This is a genomic window from uncultured Winogradskyella sp. (assembly GCF_947495255.1).
In the GTDB taxonomy this organism is placed as follows: domain Bacteria; phylum Bacteroidota; class Bacteroidia; order Flavobacteriales; family Flavobacteriaceae; genus Winogradskyella.
Genome location: NZ_CANLYI010000007.1, coordinates 54862 through 73652 on the forward strand (window position 1 = coordinate 54862; position 18791 = coordinate 73652).

Genomic DNA, 18791 nt, shown 5'->3' on the forward strand with positions numbered 1-18791 from the left:
TTGAAACGCTTACATTTTATAATCCTAGCCAGCTTATTCTTAAGTCTGCTTTCTTTTTCGCAAACCGCCATTGTGAGAGGTGTTATTTTAGATGAAGGTAACACACCAATCGAAAACGTTAATATAAAAGCTAGTACTGGAGAAGGTACTGCTACTAATAGTAATGGTTTTTACGAACTTAAAATACCTTATGGTGTAGAAATTACAGTTATTTTTTCGCATATTTCTCATGAGCGTGTGGAGCAGAAATTCTTGTTGAAAAATGGGCAAGAGTTAGAATACAATCCTGTGATGCTTTTAGATGTAGAACAAATAGCAACGGTTGTAATAAATACAAATACGAGATTAAAAGTAGATGGTGTCACTTCTATTTCTCCACAAATGCTTAGAACTATAAAAGGTGCACAACCTGGTGTAGAAAACATATTAAAAACTTTACCAGGTGTAAATATTTCTAACGAATTAAGTACACAATACTCTGTAAGAGGTGGTAATTTTGATGAAAACTTAGTTTATGTTAATGAGATAGAAGTCTATAGACCTTTTCTAATTCGTTCTGGTAATCAAGAAGGTTTAAGTTTTGTAAATACAGATTTAGTACATAACGTAGATTTCTCAGCAGGTGGTTTTCAAGCTAAATATGGAGACAAGCTATCATCAGTATTAGATATCACTTATCGTAATCCTGTAGATTTTGGCATTAGGGCAGACTTAAGCTTATTAGGTGGTAGTCTTTCTGCAGAAACAGTTTCTAAAGATGGAAAGTTTTCTGGTATTGCAGGTGTTCGTTACAGAGACAATAGCCTGTTATTAAATAGTTTAGAAACTGAAGGTAATGTAGAACCTATTTTCGCAGATGCGCAAACGTTTTTAACGTATCGCTTTTCGAGTAAATTTCATTTAAACTTTTTAGGAAATATTTCATTAAACAAATACAACTTTCAACCCGAAAATAGGCAAACTAATTTCGGAACTATTTCTGACCCAGTTGCACTTTTAGTTTTTTACGAAGGACAAGAAAAAGACAAATACCAAACTTATTTTGGTGCTTTAAAAGCTAATTACTTTGTAAATGACGATTTAACATTAAAGTTTATAACATCAGCATATCAAACTACAGAGCAAGAATATTTTGATATATTAGCACAATATCGTTTGGGCGAAGTGAATACAAGTATTGGTGATGAAAATTTAGGAGAAGTAGAATTTAGTGAAGGTATTGGATCTCAATTAACACATGCTCGTAACGATTTGGATGCCTTTATTGTTAATGTAGAACACAGAGGTGATTACAAAATTGATGACGAAAGCACAGTCGAGTGGTCTGTAAAATATACTAATGAAGATATTAGGGACCGTTTAGTAGAATACGAAATAATTGATTCCGCTGGCTTTTCAATTAGACCACCTCGTTTTAGTCAACCAAATTACCAACCTTATGAATCTTTTTCTGGTCCATTAACTGCTTTTGAAAACATCAGAGCTTTAAACCGAATTACAATAAACAGATTTCAAGCTTTTGCTCAATACAGTAAAAGTACAAACTGGAATGGTCACGACGTGTTTTACAATGCTGGTATAAGATCGCATAGTTGGAATGTTAGTGGCGAAGGTGTTTCTGGAAAAACTCAAACTGTTTTTAGTCCAAGAGCACAGTTTACCATTAAACCAAATTGGGAAAAAGATGTACTCTTTAGAGTTGCTGGTGGATTGTACTATCAACCACCTTTTTACAGAGAACTTAGAGACTCTACAGGTACCGTGCAACCAGATATAAAAGCTCAAAAATCATATCACTTGGTTTTGGGCAACGAACAAAGTTTTGAAATTTGGGACAGACCTTTTAAATTGGTTATAGAAGCTTATTACAAAGGCATGACAGATGTAAATCCTTATACATTAGAAAACGTAAGAGTTCGTTACAGTGCTAAAAACAATGCAAAAGCATATGCTTATGGATTAGACTTTAGACTCAATGGTGAGTTTGTTCCTGGTACAGAATCGTGGTTTAGTTTTGGCTATTTAAAAACCGAAGAAAATATTGATAATCGAGGTTATATTGCAAGACCAACCGATCAACGCTTAAAATTTGGCGCCTTGTTTCAAGATTACGTACCAAACATGCCAGATTTAAAAATGTATCTTAATTTAGTTTATAACACTGGTGTTCCTGGTGGTTCGCCTAGTTATGCCGATCCTTATAACTATCAAATAAGATTAAGAGATTATAGACGTGCTGATTTAGGGATTTCGTATCAAATCGTAAATCCGGAAAGAACCTACGATGCAAAGTGGAAAAAATCAGTAAAAGAACTTTCTATTGGGTTTGAAATTTATAACATGTTTGACAATCAAAATTCAATTACCAACACATGGGTAAGAGACGTTTATAGTAAAAGTCAATATGCCATTCCTAATTATTTAACACCACGCGTATTTAACTTAAGATTGTCTGCTCGGTTTTAAAAATCGTTGAATTGTAACTCTACTAGAAAATTATTGTTAAGAATTAACAAATTCATTTAAAGTTTTAATCACATAATCTAACTCTTCTTTAGTATTATAAATGCTAAAGGAGAAACGGATTGACGGTCGCTTTAATTTATCTTCAGTTAAAATCTCAGTTAATACATGCGATTGTTGATTACTTCCACTCTGGCAAGCACTTCCTCTAGAACAAGCTATTCCTTTTAAATCGAGTTGAAATTGTAACATAGCTGCTTTTGCTGGCGCAATTGGCAAACAAACATTAACTAAAGTATAAGTACTATTTGTTTTATCCGAACAACTTCCATTAAAACTAGCTTCTGGTAAAACTGATTTTAATTGCTGAATAAAGTAATCCTTTAAGTCAGACACATAAGTTTTGTCTTCTTCAAGGTTAGAATATGCGATTTTTAAGGCTTCATCCATACCAACAATATTGTGTATCGATTCTGTACCTGCTCTATAACCTCGCTCCTGCTCTCCACCAAAAATTAAGGGTTTTAGACCAGACTCTTTCCTTATAAAACAAAAACCAACACCTTTTGGTCCATGAAACTTATGAGCACTAGCAGCCAAAAAATCTAAGGGGATATTCTGCAAATCTATTTTATAATGACCTACAGACTGTACTGTATCAGTATGAAATAAAGCATTATTAGCTTTACATAAAGTTGCAACACGCTCTAGGTCTAAAATATTACCGACTTCATTATTAATGTGCATTAAACTTACTACAGCTTTATTACTCTTTTGCAACAATTGCTCTAAATGCGAATAATCGATAAGTCCACAATCATTTAAATCTACATAAGTGATTTTTACATTATATTCTTTTTGTAATTGTTCTGCCGTATGTAAAACAGCATGATGCTCTATTTTAGAAGTAATTATTTCATCATAACCTAAATCTCTAACAGCACTTCGTAATGCCAAATTATCAGCTTCTGTACCTCCAGAGGTAAAAACAATTTCTGATGCAGACACATTAAAATAAGAAGCAATATTTTTTCTGCATTGTTCTAAAAGTGCCTTAGACGAACGTCCAAAACTATGTGTTGACGATGCATTACCATAGCTTTCTCGCATAACTTTTGTAATACGCTCTATTACTTCTGGTCGTATTGCTGTAGTTGCCGCGTTATCTAAATATACCTGCTTCATTGTTTAGGGGAAATTTTAACCTGAGTTTATCACAAAAATATTATAAATAAAATTATTTAGTTGATGAAGCGTTATAACTTTACAAATCTTTTATTTTTGTTTAAAATTGAATCTATGATACGTCGTTTTTTTATAATCTTTTTTTTAGCGTTTTTAACTACCTGTGATGATGGTGATATTTTATCTATAGACCTCGATTTTGATGGTGAATTAGAACGTTGTGAAAACGACATAGATTCTTATGTGCTATATGACACACGCGACGACCCAAACGAAGCGTTGTTACTTATTATAGAACGTGATGACACCAATGAATTACTGTTCACAAAACCAACCATGATTGGAGCTCCAACGGAATTAGTAATAACTGAAGGTGGTGACACTCAATTTATTTATAGATCCTATAGTAGAGCTATTGAAAGTGGCGAATTATGTGATGTAATACCTCCTAACGACCTCACAGTACTAGAAAATTACCCAGCACCAAGCGGGACAGTTAAAGTTAGTACAACTATAGAAGATGACGACAACGATGGCATACCAACAGAATATGAAGGATTGGCAGGTGATCCAGATGAAAATGGTATTTATTGGGATTCTTTAGATTCTGACCTTGACGGAATCCCTGATTACTTAGATCAAGATGATGATAACGACAATGTATTAACTAAAAATGAAATTGATACTGACAATTTAGATGGAGATGACAACCCTACAACAGGTTATTTAGATACAGATGGTGATCTTATTCCTGATTATTTAGATGAAGATGATGATGGCGATGGTATAGATACAAGACGAGAAGATGATAGCGCTGAAGGTAAAGACCCAAGAGCTTTTGATAATTATGTCGTAAATACAGAAGGTGTTAGTGTTTATCGCTATTTATATAATTATGTTGATGATAACATTAACGCCAATCAAGAATTCGATGATTCAGGATTTATTGATAACATTTATACAAGATCCGTAACCACAAGTTTTGTTATAGAAAATGCAAATTTTACAATCATAAGCTCAGACTACATCGATTTTGGGACTTTTGAAAGTTCTTTTGACGTATTAATTGAGGCACCTGTTGAAGAAGCAGATTAAGGCGCAATATTCTGAAGAATACTAACCTCTGTTGCACCTAATCCGTAAGTTTTGTAATCAGCATCGTAGAATCTTACATTATTATAACGACTAAATAGTGTCTCTAACTCCTGCTTAAGCACACCTTCACCTTTGCCATGTATAAATACTATTTTAGGTATACGTTTTCGTATGGCAAATTCTAATTGACCTCTAGCTGTATCTAATTGAAGATTGAGCATATCAAAATTAGACATACCTCTAGAAGATTTTGTTAAATGATGTATGTGTAAATCAACTTCAAACTTTGGTGCATTTCTTTCCTTTGGTTTTACCGTTGGTGCTGATGTACGCTTTTTTGATTCCTTTTCTTTTTTCACAGCGTCAAAGTCTGTATTGTAAACAGCATTTTCAAGTGAATTCCCAGAAGACCTTAGCATAAGTTCTCGTGCTTCAAACTGTAAATCGAAACCGTCACTATCTTCAACCGTAATTTGATTTTCTGAAATCTTTGTAACAATACCTGAAATATCATCATCGATTGTTTCAACCGCATCACCTACTTTAAACTTCATCTTCTTTTTCTGTTTTTACGAAAGACTCTTCGGGTTTATCAAATTTACTAGGAATATTTCTTGAAGTTCTATAAATTCCAAACATCAATAACGCGATTCCTCCTATTAATAAATAAGCATTTTGTTCTTGTTGAGCATTTGCATAAAAAGCAATTAGGCCACCAACTACGATACAGAAAAAGTTTATAGATCTAGATATATTCATAATTAATAATGTGTTTCACTATGCAAAAATAAGGTTTAGAAAAATATTAACTGCAATTACTAAAGTATTTAGCAAATTCTTAATTTAGCAACATGTTATTATTTGCTAAAGGAATAGAAGATTACATGTTGCCTTGCCTAAACAAAAAAATTTTAGGTTTTGAATGTATGGGTTGTGGCATACAACGTTCTATTGCTTTAATTTTTGAAGGGAAACTCATTGATGCCTTTTTTATGTATCCTGCCATTTACACTTTGATAGGATTTTTTGGATTTCTGATTGTAAACAGTTTTAAGAATTTTAAAAACAGCAATAAAATTATATTTATATTAGCGATATCTAATGTTATTATTATCGTTGGAAACTTTCTAATCAAACTTTATTTAAAACAAATTTAACTATGGAACAACAAAAACTAAATCCTGCTATCGTTTACGTTTTATCGATTATTGGTCTTTTATGCTGCTGCTTTGGTGGACTTGGTATATTACTATCTGCACCTGCATTTTTTGTAGCACAAAGCGGATTGAAAAAAGCAAGTTTAAGTCCTGATGATTATGATCCAGCAAGTGTTAAAGCTATGAGCACTGCTAAGATACTGGCTTTGGTTGTTACCATTATATGTGGAATAACATTAATATATAACATTTACGACTTATCAACTGGTGGTCTTGAAGATAGAATGCTAATATTTGAAGAGTTTATGAAAGGTTATGAGCAAGGTGTGCAAGATGCTGCAGCTGAATAATTAGTTATAAATACAAAACTTAAAAAGCGATTTTCTTAATTGAAAATCGCTTTTTTTATACTATAAATTTAAATAAATATTACTTCTCAAACGCTTTTAAAGTTTTTGTGATAATAGCCACACAATCTAACAACTGTTCTTTAGTCATTACTAAAGGTGGTGCAAAACGGATAATATTACCATGCGTTGGTTTTGCTAATAATCCGTTATCTCTTAGCTTCATACAGATATTCCAAGCAGTTTCACTTTCTTCTGTGTCATTGATTAAAATGGCATTTAATAAGCCTTTTCCTCTTACACCATTAACAATAGAACTGGTTTCAATAAATTTAGATAATTCAGCTCTAAATAATTCCCCTAATTCTTGTGCGTTATTTGCTAATTCTTCGTCTTTTATAACTTCTAGCGCAGCCATACCAATTGCAGCAGCAACAGGATTTCCTCCAAATGTACTTCCGTGGTTTCCTGGTTTAATAACATCCATAATATCATTATTTGCTAAAACAGCTGACACAGGATATGCTCCTCCAGATAAGGCTTTACCTAAAATTAAAATATCAGCTTTAACTTCTGGTGTACCAGAACAATGCTTATCTGCACAGCTGCAGTTACCACAAGTTGCTAATAAACGACCTGTTCTTGCAATACCAGTTTGTACTTCGTCTGCAATAAATAAAACATTATATTTTTCACATAAAGCTTTTGCTTTCGCTAAATAACCTTCGCTTGGCACGTAAACGCCTGCTTCACCTTGAATTGGTTCTACTAAGAAACCTGCAACATTAGGATTAGCTTTTAAAGTATCCTCTAAAGCTTCTAAATTATCGTATTCAATTTTAATAAAACCATTAGTATATGGTCCAAAGTTTTTACGAGCAACAGGGTCATTACTAAACGAAATAATAGTCGTTGTTCTTCCGTGGAAGTTATTTTCACAAACTACAATTTCAGCTTCATTCTCATCAATTCCTTTTACCTCATAAGCCCATTTTCTACAAAGTTTTAAAGCCGTTTCTACAGCTTCAGCTCCTGTATTCATTGGTAACAGTTTGTCGAAATGAAAGGTCTCAGTAGCATATTTTTCAAACTTACCTAACATGTCATTATAAAATGCTCTCGATGTTAAGGTTAAAGTTTTTGCTTGCTCAGTCATTGCACCAACAATTTTTGGATGACAATGTCCTTGGTTTACTGCAGAATATGCTGAAAGAAAATCGTAATACTTCTTTCCTTCTACATCCCAAACAAAGACACCTTCTCCTCTACTCAATACTACAGGTAGCGGATGGTAATTGTGTGCACCATACTTGTTTTCTAAATCTATCGCTTCTTGCGACGTTAATTGGTCTAAAACAGCCATTTTAAAAATAATTTAATAAATGAATAAAATATCCATTCCTTATCTACCTTTATCCTTTCGAAGTGTCCGAAAATTCAGCGTGGGAAAGAAATCATCCCTAAGAAACTGCAAATTAGTAAATATTCCTTTTGGTTTTTAGTCTCATTCAGAAATTTTTGATGATAATGAAGAAATTTGAAGTTCTAAGCGTTTCATTTCGCGTTGAAGCGCATTTCTATGCAATTGTAACCAAGCGTACATTTTAATCATACACATGGTTGTGAAGCACACAAAAAATCCTGAAACCCAAAGTATTAAATCTTTAGTTGATTCTGCTTTGAAAGCTTCAACTACACAATATATAAGAAATCCGAGTGCCACTAAATTTACAATATGCATTACAATGGTAAACCACAAATTTTTCCCTTTGTATAAACCAGCAATCATAGCAAATACGCTTTGTTCTTCTAAATCATCGTAAAATTTAGCTTCTTCCTCTGTTAGTGTTTCTTTAATTAATTGGTCTATGTCGTCAGTTTTAGTTTTCATAATCGTTATTTTTTAATGTTGTTTTTAATTTTTCTCTCGCATGGAATAGTCGCGATTTAGCTGTTCCGATAGATATATGTAATAATTCGCTAATCTGTTTTAAGCTATACGATTCAATGTAGAAAAGTTGTACTACTATTTTTTGACCCTCTGGCAATTGGTTTATAGCCTTTAATAAACGTTGCTTTAAAAGCGTGTTTTCTGAATAAAATTGGTCTTCACTGCCTAGTTCTAATTCTGAATTAATATTTCGTTTCTTATGCTTAGATTGTAATCGTAACCAATCCGTTGCTTTATTAGTCACTATTCTATATGCCCAAAATTTGAATTGTTTTGGGTCTTTTAAACTTTCAATTTTATGAATAATAATCGACCAGCTATCTTGGGCAATATCCTTTGCTGCGTCTTTATCTTTTACCAACCAATAGGCTTTATCGCAAAATAATTTGTGCCATCGTTTAACCAAAGCTGCCAGTGCTTTTTTGTCTCCACTTTTATAAGCTTCAACTAATGCTTCGTCAATACTTTGGTTTGGTTTCAATTAAGCCGTTTTAGATTGAATTGATTTTCGTTTATAAATTTCGCGTAATACCTTTACCCACAAATTATACGTTGACACTTTTTTATTGGTTGTGAAATAATTTTCCACCTTATCAAAAGCATCTTCAATTAAGGCATCATGAAGCCAACGAATAACAAAACCCCATAATAATGAGGCTTTAAAATTGGCTTTGACATGAATTTCATGTCGTATTTCGGTTTCATTTTTGTGTATTTCTCGGATTTTAAGCTCATGAAATCCAATAAAACCATCTGGTTTAGAAAATTGAAATTTAATAAATTCATCTTCTACAATTTCTATAATTGTATACCTAATTTGGCCGTGACCACCTCTACTTCCAACTTGTATTCCGTCTTTAAATTTTATTGCTGGCCAGTTTTCATACGGCCAAACTAAATCTTCTGAAGTTGCCAATGTTTTAAACAGTTGAGCCACTTTTTCTTTAGGTTGATTAATGCTTCGTTTATGAATATTTACTACTCTCATATTATAAAGACGAAAGAATTCTGAAAAGGTTCATTTTATTTTAAAAAACAATTAAAGATAACCTAATTGCGATTATCGTTTTTAAAAAGAATTCTAGGTTTTTATGTGTCTTTTTTAAATAGTGAGTGTCTTAATTATATATAAACTAACTTTTTAACAAATTATCCATGAACTATTTAACACAATTATTTGACAAATTTACAGCATCCTTTGGTGAAAGCCTTTCTGGTGTTATTGCCGCAATTTTAATTCTTATAATTGGCTGGTTTATCGCTGGTTTTATTAAACGAATGACAACAAAACTCATTAAAAAAACAGGTGTCGATGACAAATTAAAAAGTTCCTCATTAAAGCTATCTAGTTTTGTAGGTAAGCTTTTATATTTCTTAGTCATGATTTTTGTTTTTATGCTTGCTCTAGGAAAACTAGGTTTAACGGAAGTCCTCGATCCGATAAAAAACTTACTTAATGGATTTACAAATTACATTCCTAATATTATAGGTGCTGGTTTAGTAGCCTATATTGGTTATATGCTAGCGACAATAGTTTCTGAATTGGTAGAATTATCTGGTGACACCATTAAGAAATTTACGCCAAAACTTAAACTTCCTGAAAACCTTGACGTAGTAAAAATTCTAAAAAAGGTAGTTTTCATATTCGTATTTATACCATTACTGATTTCTGCTTTTCATATTTTAGACATGAAAGCGATATCAGAACCTGCAACATCAATGCTGAGCTCGTTTTTTGAAGCTATTCCTAGAATCATAGTGGCTACTCTTATCATACTCATATTTGTATTTGTTGGTAGATTTGTAGCGCAACTTTTAAAAGAATTATTACAAAGTCTTAATATAGATGGTTTAGTGTCTAAAATGAACATGAGTGAATATGTTGGTACTAAAAGTGTAGCTAAACTAATATCTAATATCGCTTATGCGCTTATAGTTGTATTTGGAATGCTTACAGCTTTCGAAAAATTAGAATTCACACAACTAACAGAAATCATTGATACTGTTTTAGCTTATGCTGGTAAAATCTTATTCGGTATTGTAATTATAGGTATTGGTTTAATTATTTCTAACTTATTTACAAAAGCCTTAAATAGCAAAAACAATCCTTTTGTAGTGTCTATTGTAAAAATTAGCATCATCGCTATATTCTTAGCAATTGGCTTACGCTCAATGGGAATTGCAGATGAAATTGTAAATCTAGCCTTCGGAATAACATTAGGTACAGTTGCCCTTACAGTTGTATTATCATTTGGTTTAGGTGGACGTGAAGCTGCTGGAAAACAAATGGGAAAAATCTTAGAAAAGTTTAATAAGAACTAAACTTCTTTACCCTTAATTATTTAAAGCGGCTTAGAGAAATCTAGGCCGTTTTTTATTTATAATAATTTCAGAATTAATCACTCCATTTTCAACTTTACTATTCGCAAAATTGCACCTATCTTTGCACCTTAATTATTATAAGAAATGCCAAAAAGAGAACGGAATAAATTTGTAAAACGCGGACAAATCATTGAAATTTTAATCGAAGATTATGCTTTTGGTGGTAAAGGTATTGGTCGCATAAGAAATGAACATGGCGAATTTGTTGTTTTCGTTCCAAATACGCTACCTGGTCAATTGGTAAAAACTCAGATTAAAAAGAGTAGCAAAAAATATGCTGAAGGAAAACTTTTTGAGGTTTTAAAACCATCTGAAGATGAAGTTGACATGCCTTACCAAAGTATTCCTGGTGCTCCTTATATTAATTTACCTATTGAGAAGCAACACCAATATAAAAAAGAAAGTACACTTCAATTATTTAAACGTATTGGTAAAGTTGCCGATATTGAAGATAAGTTTGATGAATTTGTAACCTCTCCTAACACCTTTCATTACAGAAATAAAATGGAATATGGCTTTTCTGCCATTGGTTATGACCACGACTTAAAAACTGATGTAGATGAATTCACTTTAGGATTTAAAAAACGTGGTACTTGGTGGTGTGGTGATGATCTTAAAAAAGATTCTGGTTTATTTGATGCTGAATTTGAAAACCGCCTAAAAGATATCAAAGCCTATTGCGTAGAAACCGGATTAGCACCTTGGCATCCACCAAAAAGAGAAGGGTTCTTTAGATATTTTGTAGTTAGAAAATCCTTTAAAACCAATCAATTACTATTCAACTTAGTAACAACCTCTCATGATTTACCAGAGTTTGACTTAGATAAATTCGCAAATTATTTAGTTGAATTATTTGGAGATAGAGTTGCTGGTTTGCTACATACCATTAACGATGAAACAGGAGATAGAACGATTGCTACAACAGGAAGTATTTCTCTAGTATATGGCGATGATAAAATTGTTGAAGAATTATTGGGCTTAAATTTTGAAATAAGTATGAAAAGCTTTTTTCAAACCAACCCTAAGTGTGCTGAAAAACTATACACAAAAGTGGTTGATTATGCATTAGAAAATAAAGATGCAGTTGATAATACAGTGGTTTTAGATTTGTTCTGTGGAACAGGTACTATTGGACAAATCATAGCTAACAAAGCCGAAAACACTAAAATTGTTGGTGTAGATATCGTTGCTGCTGCTATTGAAGATGCAAAAGAAAATGCGAAGCGTAATAATATTGAAGGTCTAAAATTCTATGCCGCAGATGTTGGTAAATTCTTAACTGAACACCCAGAGTACACTAACAAAATAAGAACCATTATTTTAGATCCTGCAAGAGCTGGTATTGCGCCAAAAACTCTTAAAAAAATAATAAACCTAAATGCAGAACGTTTGGTTTATGTATCTTGTAATCCGGCAACACAAGCTAGAGATACTGAGCAATTAATGGAAGCTGGTTATATAATTAGAAAACTAAGTTTAGTTGACCAATTTCCACATACTGCACATATTGAAACGGTTGTTTTATTTGAAAAAAAGTAAATGAAAAACATAAAATTCGTAGTTCTATTAATTGCAATTGCGCTCATTAACTGCGAGCGTGATGATATTTGTTCCTACACAACATCTACAACACCTCGTCTAATTATAGAATTCTATGATACTGATGAGCCAGATGACTTAAAAAACGTCCCAAGACTAACAGTTTATGGAGAAGGCATGTTCACTGACGAAGATGGTGTTACTACAGAGCCAACAGAAGCATCCGATAGAATTGTAGAAGTTTATGATGAAAGTGATAGTATAGATGACGACGTCTCCTATGTTTTTAATATTAATACCAATACAATTGCACTTCCTCTTAAAGTAGATGAAGTGCCGGTTGGTGAATTTATTACAACACGTTTTATTCTAGAAAAAGACACCAATTTGAGATTAGATGAAACTGGAGGATCAAACATTGATATCTTAGAAATAAGATATAGTACAGATTTAGTTTATGTCTCAAGAGCATGTGGTTATAAAAGTACTTTTACAGATTTAGGATTAACAAGGGAATCGCTTATTGATGATCCATGGATTACTAATATTGTTATTGAAGAAAGCATAGAAAGCACAATAGAAAATGAAAACACCACACATGTACGCATCTACCATTAGAAGCGTAATAATATTGCTGTTGTTTTCTACAATAGCTTTTGCGCAAGAGAACAAAGAAACAGTAAACGACACCTTAGTTTACAAACAGAAGTATGGCCTTAGACTTGGTGCTGATATAAGTAAATTAGCTAGGACTTATTTTGACGATGATTACACAGGTTTTGAAATCATGGGAGATTACCGACTTACCAAACGCATCTATATTGCTGGAGAAATTGGTAACGAGGAAAAAACACTCGAAACTGATTATATAAATAATACTACAAAAGGAAGTTATTTTAAAGGCGGCATTGACATGAATTTCTATAAAAACTGGTTAGACATGGAAAACATGATTTATGCAGGTTTTAGAATTGGCGCAAGTACATTTAGTCAGACATTGAATAATTATACGGTTTATGACGTTTACAATCAATATTGGAATGATCCATATTCGGTTACCGAAGGTAAAGAATTTACAGGTTTAACAGCACTTTGGACCGAACTTCAAATAGGCTTAAAAGCAGAACTTTTCAATAACTTTTTTGCAGGAATCAATTTTCAATTGAAAATTTTAATTTCTGATAAAGAGATTGATAATTACGAGAATCTCTATATTCCTGGTTATAATAGAACTTATGATAGTAGTGCCTTTGGTGGTGGTTTTGGATTTAACCTATCTTACTTAGTCCCAATTTTCAAAAAGGATAAGGTGGTCATACAAGAGAAAGAAGTTGAAAAATAATTAGTAGCTCCTAGCTAAATAAAAAAATCTATTGCATTAACTATTCAGTAAAAACAACTATCTTTTCTTTATCAAATTGTTTCATATGGATAAAGATGCTATTGCCGATTTAATTGATACTAAACATTCCGAATTAATTACTTGGTTAGAAAACCAACCAGATGATTCTTGGACATTAGGTCCTGAAGGTAAATGGACTACTGGTCAACAAGCATTGCACTTACTTCAAAGTATCGTTCCACTTAACAACGCATTGAGTATGCCTAAATTTTTATTGCGATTTAAATTTGGGAAAGCAAATAGACCAGTAAGAGATTATGATGCTATTGTAAAACGTTATCACGAAAGGTTATTAGAAGTTAAAGGTAAAACCTTTAAAGGATCCCAAAACATGAAAATCCCACCTCTTGAAGACAAACAATATATTTTAAACCGACTGCAAACCGAAGAAAAGAAACTAGAATACAAAACCAGAAGAATTAGTGATAAGAATTTAGATACAGTTGTTTTACCACATCCATTACTCGGAAAAATGCCTGTACGTGAAATTATTATGTGGACGGCTTATCATGTTGAGCATCATACTGAGACTTTGAAGGCAAACTATTAATACTTTTCATTTCGACATAGCGAAGCAAGCGACGAGAAATCTCATAATATAAGAACTCAACAGTATTGTTAGCAAAATAATGTGATATCTCACATGCGTTCGACATAACTAAAAATCGTCATTTCGACAGAGCGAAGCATGAGTGACGAGAAATCACATAGTAAAGGAACTCAATAGAAATGTTAGCAAAATAATGCAATATCTCTCTTTCGCACGAGATAACTATGTAATTACTTCAAATACTCCAATACATTAGCTTCTATCCTACTCTGTATATCATTAACATCAGCTTTTATAAATGTATCTCCTGTAATATTCTCGTATAATTCTATGTAACGTTCACTGACAGATTCAATATACTCATCACTCATAAAAGGAACTTTCTGTCCTTCTAAGCCTTGAAAATCATTGGCAATTAACCACTGTCTTACAAACTCTTTAGATAATTGTTTTTGAGACTCACCTTTATCTTGTCTGTCTTGATAACCGTCTGCGTAAAAATAACGTGATGAATCTGGTGTGTGAATTTCATCTATAAGTACAATTTTACCATCTTTAGTTTTACCAAATTCGTATTTAGTATCTACTAAAATTAATCCTCTTGCTGCTGCGATTTCTGTTCCTCTTTGAAAAAGTTTTTTAGTGTAATCTTCTAACACCAAATAATCTTCTTCTGATACAATACCACGTTTTATAATATCTTCTCTAGAAATATCTTCATCATGATCACCCATTTCTGCTTTTGTAGCTGGTGTGATAATAGGATGTGGAAATTTATCATTTTCCTTCATTCCTTCTGGCATTGGCACTCCACAAAGCATTCGTTTGCCTACTTTATATTCGCGAGCTGCATGGCCAGACATATAACCTCTAATTACCATTTCTACTTTAAAAGGTTCGCATAAATGACCAACAGCGACATTAGGATCTGGTGTAGCGACCAACCAATTTGGTACTATATCTTCAGTTTCCTTCATCATTTTGGTTGCAATCTGATTTAAGATTTGTCCTTTATATGGAATTCCTTTTGGCATCACCACATCAAAAGCACTTAAACGATCGGTTGCTACCATTACTAATTGCTCATCATTAATATTATAAACGGCTCTTACTTTTCCTTTGTATAAACTTTTTTGATTAGGAAAATTGAAATTGGTATCTATTATAGTATTATTCATTTCTCTGTTAGCTTTTACGTTTTAGCTATTAGTTTGTTTTAATTATTGCAATATGGTTAAGCCCTAGCCCAGATTGAAGCGACATCCTTTTTTTAATTTACTGAGCGAAGCAGAAGTCAATTAAAAAAAGATATAGCGGAAAGCTGGAAATTGCTCCTAAAAAAATTAATCTCTATTTTCTATATTTTTATAGGCTGCTATGACTTTCTTTACTAATTTATGACGAATTACATCTTTATCGTCTAGGTATATCATGCCTATGCCTTCAACATCTTTAAGTACCAAAAGTGCTTCTTTTAAGCCGGAAATAGATCGACGTGGTAAATCCACTTGTCCTGGATCGCCTGTAAGCATAAACTTGGCATTTTTACCCATTCTGGTTAAAAACATCTTCATTTGTGCATGCGTTGTATTCTGCCCTTCGTCTAAAATAACAAAAGCATGATCTAAGGTACGGCCACGCATAAAGGCCAAAGGTGCTATTTGAATAACCCCTTTTTCGATATAGCTATCTAATTTTTCAGCCGGAATCATATCTCGTAAGGCATCATACAAAGGTTGCATATACGGATCTAACTTCTCTTTTAAATCTCCTGGTAAAAAACCAAGATTTTCTCCGGCTTCAACTGCAGGTCGAGTTAAAATAATACGCTTAACTTCTTTAGCTTTTAAGGCTTGTACAGCTAATGCAACACCAACATAGGTTTTACCTGTACCTGCTGGTCCTATGGCAAAAACCATATCGTTTTTACGCATGCTCTCTACTAACTTTCGCTGATTTGCAGTTTGGGCTTTAATGAGTTTTCCGCCAACACCATGTACTATTACTTCACCACTTTTAGCAGATGTTTTATAATCATCGCTGCTATGGCTTGTTAATACACGCTCTATAACATTCTCATCTAACTTATTATACTTCGCAAAATGTTTAATCAGCATGGTCATTCTGCGATCAAACTCTTCGAGTAAATCTTCGTCACCATAGGCTTTAATCTTATTGCCTCTGGCTACAATTTTAAGTTTTGGGAAATACTTTTTAAGTAGTTCAATATTTGCATTTTGCGCACCGAAGAATTCTTTTGGAGTAATTTCTTCGAGTTCTAGGATAAGTTCGTTCAAAAGCGTGATTTTTTTTAATTACACCAAGTAAACATTAAAATTCATTTGGTCTGTTAATCTGTTTTCTTTTCTTAATTTTGTGCAACATGTGTATACACACAAAGCTAATAATTTTACAATCATAATTCTTAAAAAAATATCAACAATCAATCCATGGCTATAATCACTTTAACGACTGATTTTGGAGAAAAAGACCACTTTGTTGGTGCTACAAAAGGCGCTATTTTCAGCGAACTTGAGGAGATAAATATTGTAGATATATCGCATTCTATTTCGCCTTTTAATATTTGTGAGGCGGCATATATTATTCAGAATGCGTATAGTAGTTTCCCCAAAGGAACGATTCATTTAATTGGTATTGACTCTGAGTTAAGCCCTGAAAACAAGCATATTGCAGTTAAACTAGACGACCATTACTTTATATGTGCCAACAATGGTATTATGAGTATGATTTGCTCTGAAATTGCACCAGAAAAAATTGTGGAGATTAATATACATGATAGAGTTGAGACGAGTTTCCCTGTTCTAGATATTTTTGTAAAAGTGGCTTGCCATATTGCAAGAGGTGGTACGTTAGATGTCATCGGAAAAGTTATTAACACAATTAAGCCTATTAAAAATTTAGTGCCTTTTGTTAACGATGAGCAAAACCAAATTATCGGTAGCGTAATTTATATTGATAATTACGGAAATGTGGTGACAAATATTAAGCGACGATTTTTTGAGAATTTTCAAAAAGGTAGAGCTTTTCAAGTTTTTGCTAGAAATCATAAATTTGAAAAAATTCATAATAAATATAGTGATATCGTAAATTTTGAAATTGAGGAATCTAAACGAAATATTGAAGGTACTGGTTTAGTTGTTTTTAATTCTTCTGGTTTTATTGAAATTTCAGTTTATAAAAGTAATTGCACAACTGTAGGAGGAGCTTCTACTTTAATGGGATTAAAAAACATGGATACGGTAACTATTAATTTTATAAATACAAAGTCTACGTATCCTAATTAGGCTCGATTTTAATAGAATAAAACAGATTTAATAATTTTAAAGATATCAGTAAGAACTTAAAACTATGTTAGTAAGAATTGTAAAACTGAGTTTTGAACCTGCTAAAATTGAAGAATTCTTAACTAATTTTGAAACGGTTAAAGAAAAAATTCGCAATTTTGATGGTTGCCAGTTTTTAGAATTATATAGAGATCAGAATAACACTAATATTTTTTTCACTTATAGTTACTGGAATTCTGAAGACGATTTAAATAATTATAGACATTCTGAGTTATTTAAAGCTGTTTGGGCAAAAACAAAACCGTTATTTAACGGAAAACCTGAAGCCTGGAGTGTAGAGAAATTGGCGAGTTTGGAATGATTGTTTTTATGGACAAGAGCTTATCAAAACGTAATAAAAATTTCATTAAATCAGCTACGATAACTATACTTACAGTCGGTTTTAGTCTCATTAGTATTATTACAATTGGAGCTGGACATGGAACTACGATTCCTTCCAAAATAATTTTTCCTTATGCTTATCTCGCTTTAAGTAATTTGAAAGATTTAAACATTTTCGTTTACATTTTAGCTTTAATTCAAATACCAATTTACGGTATCATTTATTACAATAAACCAAAATATATGAAGTGGTTATTCGTAATGCACATAATAGCTACTATATTTGTTCTTATTAATTAGTGATTTAATCAATGTTAGCAATACTTAAAAAAGAAATAAACACCTTCTTCGCCTCACCAATTGGCTATTTGGTTATTGGTGTATTTTTATTACTCAACGGCTTATTTCTGTGGGTTTTTAAAGGCGAATTCAATATTTTAGATAATGGTTTAGCCAGCTTATCATCCTTCTTCTTATTAGCACCTTGGATTCTTATTTTCCTTGTACCAGCTGTAACTATGCGTAGTTTTAGCGATGAGAAAAAACAAGGAACGTTAGAGTTGTTAGTTACCAAACCTATATCACATTTTCAGATAGTTTTAGGCAAATACTTTGGTGCTTTTGTATTGATTTTAATGGCTTTGATTCCAACCTTATTATATGTCTATACCGTTTCTCAATTAGGAAATCCGGAAGGTAATCTAGATATGGGAAGTACCATTGGTTCTTATTTTGGCTTATTATTTTTAGTTGGTGCATACACTGCAATAGGTGTTTTCGCTTCAACACTATCAGATAATCAAATTGTAGCCTTTATAATTGCTGTTTTTATCTGCTTCTTTTTCTATTTTGGGTTTGAAGGGTTATCTAACTACAACCTTTTTAACAACCTTGTTTATATGGAAAATCTTGGAATGTCTGCACATTACAACAGTATGAGTCGTGGCGTTATTGACACTAGAGATTTAGTCTATTTTATTAGTATTGCGTTAGCATTCTTATTATTCACAAAACTTAGAATTCAAAAACAATAA

General features: G+C 32.4%; 21 protein-coding genes. 12 read left to right on the forward strand and 9 right to left on the reverse strand.

The window, feature by feature from the left end; translation table 11 throughout:
- Nucleotides 1-2466: a carboxypeptidase-like regulatory domain-containing protein gene (locus Q0807_RS12280; protein ID WP_299110305.1), complete on the forward strand. Its 2466-nt coding sequence runs from the start codon at nt 1-3 to the stop codon at nt 2464-2466.
- Nucleotides 2467-2502: 36 nt separating this feature from the next.
- On the opposite strand, the gene Q0807_RS12285 is transcribed toward Q0807_RS12280, so the two are convergent.
- On the reverse strand, nt 2503-3648 hold the full coding sequence (locus tag Q0807_RS12285) for a cysteine desulfurase family protein (RefSeq protein ID WP_299110306.1): 1146 nt from the start codon (nt 3646-3648) through the stop codon (nt 2503-2505).
- Between the two features lie 114 nt (nt 3649-3762).
- Here Q0807_RS12285 and Q0807_RS12290 point away from each other — a divergent pair, with 114 nt between their 5' ends.
- Nucleotides 3763-4743: a hypothetical protein gene (locus tag Q0807_RS12290; protein ID WP_299110307.1), complete on the forward strand. Its 981-nt coding sequence runs from the start codon at nt 3763-3765 to the stop codon at nt 4741-4743.
- Here the strand turns inward: Q0807_RS12290 and Q0807_RS12295 are convergent.
- The gene (locus Q0807_RS12295) at nt 4740-5297 is read right to left on the reverse strand and encodes a Smr/MutS family protein (RefSeq protein ID WP_299110308.1); all 558 of its coding nucleotides are present in this window, start codon (nt 5295-5297) and stop codon (nt 4740-4742) included. The two genes, Q0807_RS12290 and Q0807_RS12295, sit on opposite strands and share 4 nt — an antisense overlap.
- On the reverse strand, nt 5287-5502 hold the full coding sequence (locus Q0807_RS12300; RefSeq protein WP_299110309.1) for a hypothetical protein: 216 nt from the start codon (nt 5500-5502) through the stop codon (nt 5287-5289). Before Q0807_RS12300 ends, Q0807_RS12295 begins: the two co-directional genes overlap by 11 nt.
- A 92-nt stretch (nt 5503-5594) precedes the next feature.
- Between Q0807_RS12300 and Q0807_RS12305 the strand changes: the two genes are divergently transcribed.
- On the forward strand, nt 5595-5900 hold the full coding sequence (locus Q0807_RS12305) for a DUF2752 domain-containing protein (protein ID WP_299110310.1): 306 nt from the start codon (nt 5595-5597) through the stop codon (nt 5898-5900).
- 2 nt (nt 5901-5902) lie between these two features.
- Nucleotides 5903-6250 carry a CCC motif membrane protein gene (locus tag Q0807_RS12310; protein ID WP_299110311.1) on the forward strand — a complete coding sequence of 116 codons (348 nt, stop codon included), beginning with the start codon at nt 5903-5905 and terminating at the stop codon, nt 6248-6250.
- Nucleotides 6251-6329: 79 nt separating this feature from the next.
- On the opposite strand, the gene rocD is transcribed toward Q0807_RS12310, so the two are convergent.
- From rocD to Q0807_RS12330, 4 genes are all read right to left on the reverse strand, one after another.
- Nucleotides 6330-7610, reverse strand: a complete 1281-nt coding sequence (gene rocD / locus Q0807_RS12315; protein ID WP_115817663.1) for an ornithine--oxo-acid transaminase — start codon at nt 7608-7610, stop codon at nt 6330-6332.
- A 141-nt stretch (nt 7611-7751) separates the two neighbouring features.
- The gene (locus Q0807_RS12320) at nt 7752-8138 is read right to left on the reverse strand and encodes a DUF6768 family protein (RefSeq protein WP_299110312.1); all 387 of its coding nucleotides are present in this window, start codon (nt 8136-8138) and stop codon (nt 7752-7754) included.
- Nucleotides 8128-8679, reverse strand: coding sequence for an RNA polymerase sigma factor (locus Q0807_RS12325; RefSeq protein ID WP_299110315.1), 552 nt, complete (start codon nt 8677-8679; stop codon nt 8128-8130). The genes Q0807_RS12320 and Q0807_RS12325 overlap by 11 nt, the downstream gene beginning before the upstream one ends.
- A complete protein-coding gene (locus Q0807_RS12330; protein ID WP_299110317.1) occupies nt 8680-9186 on the reverse strand; it encodes a hypothetical protein in 507 nt (168 codons plus the stop codon).
- 167 nt (nt 9187-9353) lie between these two features.
- On the opposite strand from Q0807_RS12330, the gene Q0807_RS12335 reads away from it, so the two are divergent.
- The 5 genes from Q0807_RS12335 (at nt 9354) to Q0807_RS12355 (ending at nt 14071) form a co-directional block, all read left to right on the forward strand.
- Entirely contained in the window at nt 9354-10520 is a 1167-nt protein-coding gene (locus tag Q0807_RS12335) for a mechanosensitive ion channel (RefSeq protein ID WP_299110319.1), read from the forward strand.
- Nucleotides 10521-10664: 144 nt separating this feature from the next.
- A complete protein-coding gene (rlmD, locus tag Q0807_RS12340; protein WP_299110321.1) occupies nt 10665-12119 on the forward strand; it encodes a 23S rRNA (uracil(1939)-C(5))-methyltransferase RlmD in 1455 nt (484 codons plus the stop codon).
- Nucleotides 12120-12737, forward strand: coding sequence for a DUF6452 family protein (locus tag Q0807_RS12345; RefSeq protein ID WP_299110323.1), 618 nt, complete (start codon nt 12120-12122; stop codon nt 12735-12737).
- Nucleotides 12703-13461 (forward strand): DUF6048 family protein, encoded by a 759-nt coding sequence (locus Q0807_RS12350; RefSeq protein WP_299110325.1) that lies wholly within the window; start codon nt 12703-12705, stop codon nt 13459-13461. The genes Q0807_RS12345 and Q0807_RS12350 overlap by 35 nt, the downstream gene beginning before the upstream one ends.
- 85 nt (nt 13462-13546) lie before the next feature.
- Nucleotides 13547-14071 carry a DinB family protein gene (locus Q0807_RS12355; RefSeq protein WP_299110327.1) on the forward strand — a complete coding sequence of 175 codons (525 nt, stop codon included), beginning with the start codon at nt 13547-13549 and terminating at the stop codon, nt 14069-14071.
- A 230-nt stretch (nt 14072-14301) separates the two neighbouring features.
- On the opposite strand, the gene Q0807_RS12360 is transcribed toward Q0807_RS12355, so the two are convergent.
- Together Q0807_RS12360 and Q0807_RS12365 are read right to left on the reverse strand one after the other, a co-directional pair.
- The gene (locus Q0807_RS12360; RefSeq protein WP_299110329.1) at nt 14302-15249 is read right to left on the reverse strand and encodes a phosphoribosylaminoimidazolesuccinocarboxamide synthase; all 948 of its coding nucleotides are present in this window, start codon (nt 15247-15249) and stop codon (nt 14302-14304) included.
- A gap of 165 nt (nt 15250-15414) precedes the next feature.
- Nucleotides 15415-16368: a PhoH family protein gene (locus tag Q0807_RS12365; RefSeq protein WP_299110331.1), complete on the reverse strand. Its 954-nt coding sequence runs from the start codon at nt 16366-16368 to the stop codon at nt 15415-15417.
- 153 nt (nt 16369-16521) lie between these two features.
- Here Q0807_RS12365 and Q0807_RS12370 point away from each other — a divergent pair, with 153 nt between their 5' ends.
- The 3 genes from Q0807_RS12370 to gldF all read left to right on the forward strand — a co-directional run bounded on the left by Q0807_RS12370 (nt 16522) and on the right by gldF (nt 18791).
- A complete protein-coding gene (locus tag Q0807_RS12370; protein WP_299110333.1) occupies nt 16522-17376 on the forward strand; it encodes an S-adenosyl-l-methionine hydroxide adenosyltransferase family protein in 855 nt (284 codons plus the stop codon).
- 64 nt (nt 17377-17440) lie between these two features.
- Complete coding sequence (locus tag Q0807_RS12375; protein ID WP_299110335.1) at nt 17441-17737, forward strand: putative quinol monooxygenase; 297 nt, start codon at nt 17441-17443, stop codon at nt 17735-17737.
- A 331-nt stretch (nt 17738-18068) separates the two neighbouring features.
- Complete coding sequence (gene gldF, locus Q0807_RS12380; RefSeq protein WP_299110337.1) at nt 18069-18791, forward strand: gliding motility-associated ABC transporter permease subunit GldF; 723 nt, start codon at nt 18069-18071, stop codon at nt 18789-18791.